Source organism: Clostridium gallinarum, from assembly GCF_014836325.1.
Lineage (GTDB): Bacteria > Bacillota > Clostridia > Clostridiales > Clostridiaceae > Clostridium > Clostridium gallinarum.
Genome location: NZ_JACSQZ010000042.1, coordinates 20868 through 30428, shown reverse-complemented (window position 1 = coordinate 30428; position 9561 = coordinate 20868). Strand labels below are relative to the sequence as shown.

The window sequence follows — 9561 nt, the reverse complement described above, 5'->3', positions numbered from 1 at the left end:
AAGTGTTAAAGTATCATAGCAAGGTGACTTGGAGCTTGCGACGGAACCTGGATATGATACTTTAACACTTTTTTATTATCTAAATGATATAGAAGAATTTATTTGAAATGTAAAAAATGAATTTTATTGTTGAAATTTAGTTAAATATTAGAAATAATATATAATAGAATAAGTTAAATGTTGTATAAATATAATATAAGGAGGGGATTAATTGAATGAGGTTTTAAGAAAAGAAAAAAAGTTTCTAATAACATTAGATGAATATTATAGAATAAAAAATAAATTAGAAAAGATTTTAAAATTAGATAGCAATAGTAACGGAGATGGATATATAGTAAGGTCCTTATATTTTGATACAATAGATGATACTGATTATGAAAATAAAGATCAAGGTCTTGAGATGAGAAGAAAAATAAGGCTTAGAAATTATGGTGCAAATAGTGATTTTGCAGTTTTAGAAATAAAACAAAAGCAAGGAGAATTCCAAAAAAAGAGATCTTTAAAATTAAGTAAAGAGGATGCTTTTCAGATGATTAATGGAAATTATTCTGTTTTATTGAAGTATAATGAGAGCTTTGCATATGAATGCTATTGTTTAATGAATATGTATTGTTATAAACCTAAAGCAGTTATTGAATATAAAAGAAAAGCTTTTGTAGTAAAGGAAAATAAAATAAGAATAACATTTGATCATAATATTAGGGCAACTGAAAGTAATTTTAATATTTTTGATGAGAGCTTAAATCAAAATTTAATGATGAATACTTTTTTTGTTGTGTTAGAAGTAAAATATAATGGATTTCTCTTAAGCTATATAAAAGATTTATTAAATGAATGTAGCAAAAGTGAATTATCAGTAAGTAAATATTGCTTAGGAAGAACAATAAGTAAACATTATTTATTTTAAGGAGAAAAATTTATGAAAGAAACATTATTAGAATTTTTAAATCAAAGTGGAACATTAAGTTATAATGATATTTTTTCACAGATTTTAGCAGCAACAGTTATTTCTTTATCTATTTATATTTCGTATTGGTATACTCATGAAGGAACAATATATAGTAAAAAATTTAATTTATCACTAGTTGTGTTAACTATTCTAACAGCAACTGTTATGACTGTAATAGGAAATAATGTTGCTCTATCATTAGGTATGGTTGGTGCACTTTCAATAGTTCGTTTTCGTACAGCAATCAAGGACTCCAGGGATGCCATGTATATTTTTTGGGCAGTTGTTATAGGAATATGCTGTGGTGTTGGAGATTATTTAGTAGCAACTATAGGGAGTAGTATAGTATTTGTAGTATTAATTTTATTTGGAAAAGTTAAAAATGAAAATAGAATATTAGTAGTTGTATCAGCTAATTTAAGTCTAGAAAAAGAAATTGAAGGAATTATATTTAAAAGCTTCAATGGTAAGGCTATACAAAGAGTGAAAAATACAACAAAAGATACTGTGGAAGAAATATTTGAAGTAACAAGAAAAGAATATGAAAAAACATTATTAGAGGAAGAAAGTATAGTTAAAAAGATATATAAGTTAGGTAATGTTAATTATGTCAATATAGTTACGCAAAGTGATGAAATCAGTGGGTGATAAATTTGAATAAAAAAATAGTTATGTTTTTTATAATTATATTTATGTGTATATCAGCTATATTATTTTATAACTTTGATAAGAAAGAAAAAAACTTTCGTTATCAACAACATATAGAAGAGAGTAAAATTGAGTATGTAAATGACGAAAGTAATAATATAAAAACACATTTGCCTATTTTATCAATAAAAGTTGATGAAGAAAATATTCCAGGTGAAGTTTTATTAGATTCTAATGGTAATAAATTAATGAAAACTTTAGATAGTCAAGGAAATAAAATGACTTTAGGAGAAATAGAGGTTTATGATAATGGTGAAATAAATACTATTGAGAATAAGGCAGATTTTAAAAGCTCTGTTCTTCTTAGGTATAGAGGAAATTCATCTATCTATTTTTCAAAAAAGGGATATTTATTAAAATTAGTTGATGAAGAAGGGAATAACGTAGATGAAAAAATGCTTGGTATGGCAAAGGATAATGAATGGGTATTAAATGGCCCCTTTTTAGATAAAACTTTAATGAGAAATTATATGGCATATAATTTAGCAGGAATGATTATGGGATATGCTCCTAATGTAAGGTTTTGTGAGCTTTATTTAAATGATGAATACCAAGGATTATACATATTATGTGAATCTATTTCACGTTCAAAAAATAGAGTTAATATAAGCAAATATGACCCTAGAATAAATGAATTTGGATATATTGTATGTTTAGATGATAATGAGGAAGATATAAAAAATATATCAACATTTAGCGAGTATTCATATATAACTGAAAGTGGAAGTGGACTAAAAATAATATATCCAAGTAGAAGTATGATTAATGATGAGGTTAAAGCATACATAGAATCAGATTTTAGTGAATTTGAAAGAGCGTTATATTCCTATGACTTTAATGATCCTAAGAAGGGATATAAAAATTATATTGATGTAGACTCCTTCGTTAATTATTATATATTTCAAGAGTTTATGGAAATAAATGATACTGGATATCGCTCTACATATTTATATAAGGAGAAGGGTGGAAAAATAGTTATGGGACCTGTTTGGGACTATAATAATTCATTAAATAATTACTTTACAGAACTGGATAGTGAAAAAATACAATGTGCTGATAGAGTATGGTATTCGCAGTTGTTGAAAGATAAAGATTTTGTAGATAGAGTGGTTAATAGATATAAAGAGTTAAGAAAAACAATATTAAATGAAGAGTATTTGTTGAATTATATTGATAGTGTGAGAGATTATCTAGGAGAGGCCATAAATAGGAACTTTGATGTTTGGGGATTTAGTTTTGATTCATCTAAATTAAGTGCAAAAGAAAAACTTTATCCAGAATCAAGAAATATAGTAAGCTACGATGAGGCTATAAAGCAATTAAAAGATGAAATAGTCAAAAGGGGAAGATGGTTAGATGACAATATAGATACGTTATATCAATATTGTCAAGATTCTAAAAATAGAGATTTATTGGATTAAGAGAAGGGAAAAGATATGAAAAAATTCTTAGCGATAGTATCTATTTTAATTATTTTTATACTTAGTTATAATTATTTTATTTTCGAAAAGGGATGGTACACAAATATTTTTAATAAAGATGAATTAGAAGTTTTATTTACTTGTAATAATAAAGAGATACAATACAATAATAATAAATTTACTATAAAGGGAATTACTTTGAATTCTAATTATCCTAATTCAGAAATAAGACAGTACTCTCCAGATAAAGAAGATTATTTAACGTGGATAAAGCAAATTTATGAAATGGGAGCAAATACAATAAGATTGGAGGGAATATTGGATTCTGATTTTTATGATGCATTATATGAATTTAATATAAATAATCCAACTCCAATATATATTATTCAAGGGATTTCATTAACAGATTATATAAATAATAATAGTAAAGATGCTTATGATAAAAATTATATAAAAATGCTACGAGAAAGGTCAAAAACAACAGTAGATGCTGTACATGGTAGGAAAACAATAATTTTAAATAAAGGTTATGGATTTGGAAGTTATAAAAAAGATGTTTCAAAGTGGCTTATAGGTTATATTATTGGTGAAGAATGGAATAGTTATACAATAGCATATACCAATAATAAAGAGGATGCTGGATTTAATGGGAAATATTTTGAAACTACGGAAGAGGCTAATGCATTTGAAAGTTTATTGGCTAAGCAAATGGATGAAATAATAGACTATGAAACAAAAAGATATAATCATCAATCATTAATATCATTTGCAAATAGTTCAAATACGGATCCATTTGAGTATGATGAATATTATGCAGGACAATTATCTAAGATTGTATCGCTAGATTTAAATAATATTAAGGCTACAGAAAATCTAAAATCAGGATATTTTGCGTCATATGGATTGGGAGATGTTGTGAGTAACTATTATGATTACTTTTCTATTAATGAAAAAAGTAAAGTAGAGTCTAATTTTAAAGACTATCCAGATATTAAAGAAAATTATTTAAAATTATTAAATAGTTATCATCCTATGCCAGTTATAATATCAGAGTATGGATATTCAACTTCTAGAGGAATAGATTCTAATGATAATGGAGGACCATTAACAGAAAAACAACAAGGTGAACTTTTAGTAAGTACATATAAAGATATTATATTATCAGGATGTTCTGGAGGAATAATAGATTCTTGGAGTGATAATTGGAGCACTAGATCATGGAATACAAGTTATTCGGTAGATGTAAATAATTCTCATATGTGGGGAGATATTCAGACGGAAAATCATGGCTATGGATTAATGAGTTTTGATATAAAAGATTCTGAATGTAATGTAGATGGGGATAGATCAGAGTGGAGTAGTGAAGATTTAATTAGCACAAATGATAGATTAAGTATTTTTATGAAAAGTGATGCTAAATATCTATATTTTATGATATATGGAGTAAATCAAAGTGAAAATTTAATAATTCCAATAGATATAACTCCAAAGAGTGGAAGTTTAAGTTATGATGATAAATATATGAAGTTTGATAGAAATATTGATTTTATTATAGATATAAATGGGAAAGAAGATAGTAAAATTTTAGTACAAGATTATTATAATTCATTAAGAGAGAATTATTTAAGTAATATAACTGGAGAAGATCCTTTTGTTAATATACCGGAAAAAGATGCTTCTGATTTTAGTATAATACAAACAATATTAAAAAATGATAGAGTATTAGAAAAAGATTCAATTAAGTATGATGTTAATGGAGTACCTATAAAGGAGATTATTTACAATAATGTTTATGATACTGGAAAATTAATATATGGAAATAGCACTCCAGATTCAGAAAATTATAATTCTCTAAGTGATTTTTATTATGGAGAGAATTTTGTAGAAATAAGAATTCCATGGCAGTTACTTAACTTTTATAATCCATCAAAGAAACAGATACATGATGATTATTATGAAAACTATGGTGTAGTGCCGTTAAGGATAAAGAGTATTTATGCTGGAGTAGGATTACCTAATGAAAGTATAAGCTTAGGAGAATATAAATTAAAAAGTTGGAAAAAGGTTGAGGTAACTGAGCGTTTAAAACAATCTTATGAAATAATAAAAGAATATTGGGGAGGGATATAATTTGTGGATTTTAAAGTAGAATATGTATTATATCTTTACTCATTTATATCAATAGCATTAATATTTTATAATATAAAATATATATTCTCGAAAAATAGAGAAAATGAAGTACATAAATTTCTAGTAAATAAATATATTAAAGAATATGATAATGACATAATATTATTAAAGAGAAGAGAAAATATTGATAGGAAATATTATAAAAAAATAGTTAAAGAACTAAAAAATATTAATAATTTATTAGCATTTCATGATGCTATTATGTTAAAAAAAGAAACAGAGGATTTTAAAATATATAAGGATTTTATATATGATGTTTTTTTAGACTTATCTATTTTTTATAATAAGAAATCTGATATGGAAAAGGCTTTATTTGCTTATATAATAGGAGAACTTAATATAGAGAAAGAGAATAATAGAAAGCTAGATACTAAAATAATTAATTTTTTAGAAAAACCTTCTGTTTATTTAGTTGAAAATACATTAAAGGCATTTATAAGATTAGGACATAAAGATAGTCTTATAAAGACGTTAAACATATTAAACTTTAAAAAAATATCACATAATGAAAAATTAATAAGTGATGGATTATTAGAATATAAAGGGGATAAATTAGAGTTAGCAAAGGAATTGTGGGAATATAGAAATCAGTGGATGATACCGTATGTTAAATCTATAATAAAATTTATTAGAGTAATAGGTAGTGATTTTAAAGAAGAATTTTATCAGGCTCTGAAAAATGAAAATTTACATATAGAAATTAAGATAGATTTAATTAGGTATTTTGGTAAAGTGAAGTATAATAAAATTTTAGATTACTTATTAGATTTATTTGAAACTAAAAAAAATGTTGATAGTAACCTCCTTATAGTAATAGCAACAACACTAGGGAATTATCCTTCGGAAAGAACTGTTGAAGCTTTAAAAAAAGGTATGACCAACTCTAATTGGTATATACGTAATAATTCTTGTGTTTCATTTTTAGCTTTAAATCCATTAAAAGAAAATATCGATGAAATTTTAAATGGAAATGATAAATATGCAAGAGATATTTTAATATATCAATTAGAAAAAGGAGATAAGTAATATATGTGGCAAGAAAATCTTTTAGAGTATATAGCTATATTTTTTACTGTTTATTTAATTGGTTATTCAACGTATTTATTTTTATCTGTAGTAATTGGAGGTATATATTTAGATAAAAAAAATACTATGAATAAAATTCATAATGAATTAAAACACGATTATTATTTTCCAATCAGTATAATAGTTCCAGCATATAATGAAGAAGTTACAATAATAGATTCTATTAATTCACTTATAAATTTAAATTATAAAATTTATGAGATTATTGTGGTGAATGATGGGAGTAGGGATGATACAGCAAAAGTCTTAATTGATCATTTTAAATTAAAAGAGACAAAGAGACCTATTCATCTTAGATTAAAATGTAAGCCTATTAAGTCAATTTATGAAGGTAAGACAAATAGGGAAGGAGTAACAATAACTCTTATAGATAAAGAGAATGGAGGAAAAGGAGATGCCTTAAATATGGGGATTTGTGCATCTAGATATCCATATTTTTTAGGATTGGATGCAGATTCATTACTTCAAAAGGACACTTTAGAAAAAATAATACAACCAGTATTAGAGAGTGATAAAGTGGTAGCAGTAGGTGGACTTGTAAGAGTGGCTCAATGTGTAGAAGTTAAAGATGGTGAGATAGTAAATTATTTATTTCCTTCTAATCTAATTGTTGCAATGCAAGTTATGGAGTATGAAAGGTCATTTTTAGCATCTAGAATAATGAATGATCATTTTAATGGGAATCTTATAATATCAGGAGCAGTTGGACTTTTTAAAAAGGACATTGTTATTAACGTAGGCGGATATGATACAGATACCTTAGGTGAAGATATGGAATTAGTTGTAAAACTTCATACGTTTTGTAGAAATAATAAAATACCTTATGAAATTAGATATGAGCCTAATGCTATATGTTGGTCTCAGGCACCAAGTTCATTTAAAGATTTATTTACACAAAGAAGACGATGGCATTTAGGTCTATTTCAAAGTTTAATAAAATATAAAAGAATATTTTTGAACATAAACTTTGGATTAATTGGATTTATATCATATATATATTATTTAGTATATGAATTTTTATCTCCTTTTATAGAGGTTATAGGAGTTCTAGCAATTATATTTGCAAGTTGGTATGGAGAACTTAATTTTAAATATATGATTTTCTTTTATTTATTATATACAATGTTTGGGGGTATTTTAACAATTACAGCATTTTTTCAAAGGATTTATACTCAACATATAAATATTGGTAAAAAAGATATATTAAAAGCTGTATTAATTTGTATTATAGAATCTATATTCTTTCATTTTATTCTTTCATTTACTAGGATAACTGCATTTAAAGGGTATAGAAAAAGTAAATTAAAGTGGGGATCTATAAAAAGAGAAAAAATATAAAATAGTATTTATTAAAATGAAAGTATTAATATATTTCTTCCTAGGTTGAAAATTAAAATATACTTTGTTAATATTAGGAATAAATACTAACTATAAATAAGAGGTGAAGAAATGGACTTTAGAAATGTTAAGTTTGAAGAAGATAAAGTTATTATAGAAGGAGTAAGAAATTTTAATATAAAACAAATACTAGAGTGTGGACAATGCTTTAGATGGGATAAGATAAGTGATACAAATTATATACTAGTTGCTTATGGAAGAGTAATAGAAGTACTTCAAAATGATGATGAAGTAGTGATTTATAATTCTAATGAAGAAGATTTCAAGAATATTTGGTTAAATTATTTTGATTTAGAAAGAAACTATGATGAAATTAAAGAAGTATTATCTAAAGATGAAATATTAAGAAAAAGTGTTGAATTTGGGTATGGTATTAGAATATTAAATCAAGATCCTTTTGAAATGTTAATAAGCTTTATAATATCTGCAAGAAACAGTATTCCTTCAATAAAGAAAACTGTTAAAAAGATTTGTGAAGCATTTGGACAAAAAATAGAATATAAGGGTGAAGAATATTATACATTCCCAACTCCAAAAGACATTAAAGGAGCTACTTTAGAAGAAATACAAGCAACTGGAGCATCATTTAGAAGTAAGTATATTGTTGATACTATAAGAAATGTAAATGAAGCTTTAGAAGTTAAAGAAGATATGATAAATAATCCAACTAAGTATAACGAGAGACCAGAAATATTAGATTTTGATTTAGAGTACATAAAAAGTTTAAATGATGATGAATGTCATATAGCTCTTCAAAAATTTATGGGAGTTGGAGCAAAGGTAGCTGATTGTATAATGTTATTTTCAATGACAAAGCATTCAGCATTTCCAGTAGACGTATGGGTTAAGAGAGCTATGATACATTTTTATGTAGCACCAGATTTATCATTAAATAAAATGAGAGTGTTTGCTAGAGATAAGTTTGGAGCTTTATCTGGAATGGCACAACAATATCTTTTCTATTATGCTAGAGAGAATAAGATAGAAGTTTAATAATTTCCTTCCTTCAGTTTGCAAAGAGATAAACATTGTATGAGGTTGCCTTAGAGCGCATGCGACGGAGCAAAGAATATAATGTTTATCTCTTTTTTTACTTTAGATATATTTACAATAATGGTATAATATAGTGGGGGGATTGAGATTTAGTATGAAATATTTAATAAATGTAGTAATAATTTTAATTTTATTGGGTATAGTAGTATCAATAATTACATGGCAAAATAATAAAAATTTAATTAATAAAATGAAGATAACATTTATAAATACTGTGAGCATAATACCTAAAGTATTGTTAAGTGGATGTATTTTATTTGTGATTTTTGAAATTATATTGAAAAGCTTAAAGATCAATGAAGTCTTTTTAGATATATTAATAATTTCTATATATGGTGTTATTATAGTACTATTAGGAGATTATATAAGTAGAATAATAATTAAGAGAATTAGTCATAATAATGTTTGTAAAGAGTATGGGGGGAGAACCTTAACAGAAAAAGAAATGAAAGAAATACTTAATGGAAATCAAAAAGGTTTTTTTTACTGGAACTATATTTTAAATTTTTTAATAAGTGGTTTATTATATAGTTTAATTACTGAATTTATATTAAGTGAAACTAATTTATTAATTATAATTTTAATGTCATTAACTAGCATAATATTTTATGGAACATTATTTAAAAGAATAATTTAAAAAAGAAAATAATTAATCCCAGTAAGAATCATTGTCTTACTGGGATGTTTTAATTATTTAGGAAATTATAGAGATTTTATCATGTAAATAATATTTTTATAATTCCCTTCATTCAGTTT

General features: G+C 25.0%; 8 protein-coding genes. All 8 read left to right on the top strand.

Going from position 1 to position 9561, the window contains the following annotated elements:
- Positions 1-211 precede the first annotated feature (211 nt).
- A complete protein-coding gene (locus H9660_RS11320; RefSeq protein ID WP_191750488.1) occupies positions 212-907 on the top strand; it encodes a polyphosphate polymerase domain-containing protein in 696 nt (231 codons plus the stop codon).
- Between the two features lie 12 nt (positions 908-919).
- Complete coding sequence (locus H9660_RS11315) at positions 920-1597, top strand: DUF4956 domain-containing protein (protein WP_191750487.1); 678 nt, start codon at positions 920-922, stop codon at positions 1595-1597.
- A gap of 5 nt (positions 1598-1602) precedes the next feature.
- The gene (locus H9660_RS11310; RefSeq protein ID WP_207729463.1) at positions 1603-3078 is read left to right on the top strand and encodes a CotH kinase family protein; all 1476 of its coding nucleotides are present in this window, start codon (positions 1603-1605) and stop codon (positions 3076-3078) included.
- A gap of 15 nt (positions 3079-3093) precedes the next feature.
- The gene (locus tag H9660_RS11305; RefSeq protein ID WP_191750485.1) at positions 3094-5208 is read left to right on the top strand and encodes a hypothetical protein; all 2115 of its coding nucleotides are present in this window, start codon (positions 3094-3096) and stop codon (positions 5206-5208) included.
- A 3-nt stretch (positions 5209-5211) separates the two neighbouring features.
- On the top strand, positions 5212-6294 hold the full coding sequence (locus tag H9660_RS11300; RefSeq protein ID WP_191750484.1) for a hypothetical protein: 1083 nt from the start codon (positions 5212-5214) through the stop codon (positions 6292-6294).
- Positions 6295-6297: 3 nt separating this feature from the next.
- Entirely contained in the window at positions 6298-7692 is a 1395-nt protein-coding gene (locus H9660_RS11295; protein WP_191750483.1) for a glycosyltransferase family 2 protein, read from the top strand.
- A gap of 111 nt (positions 7693-7803) precedes the next feature.
- Positions 7804-8745: a DNA-3-methyladenine glycosylase family protein gene (locus tag H9660_RS11290; RefSeq protein ID WP_191750482.1), complete on the top strand. Its 942-nt coding sequence runs from the start codon at positions 7804-7806 to the stop codon at positions 8743-8745.
- A 154-nt stretch (positions 8746-8899) separates the two neighbouring features.
- Positions 8900-9442 carry a hypothetical protein gene (locus tag H9660_RS11285; protein WP_191750481.1) on the top strand — a complete coding sequence of 181 codons (543 nt, stop codon included), beginning with the start codon at positions 8900-8902 and terminating at the stop codon, positions 9440-9442.
- The last annotated feature ends 119 nt before the right edge of the window (positions 9443-9561 follow it).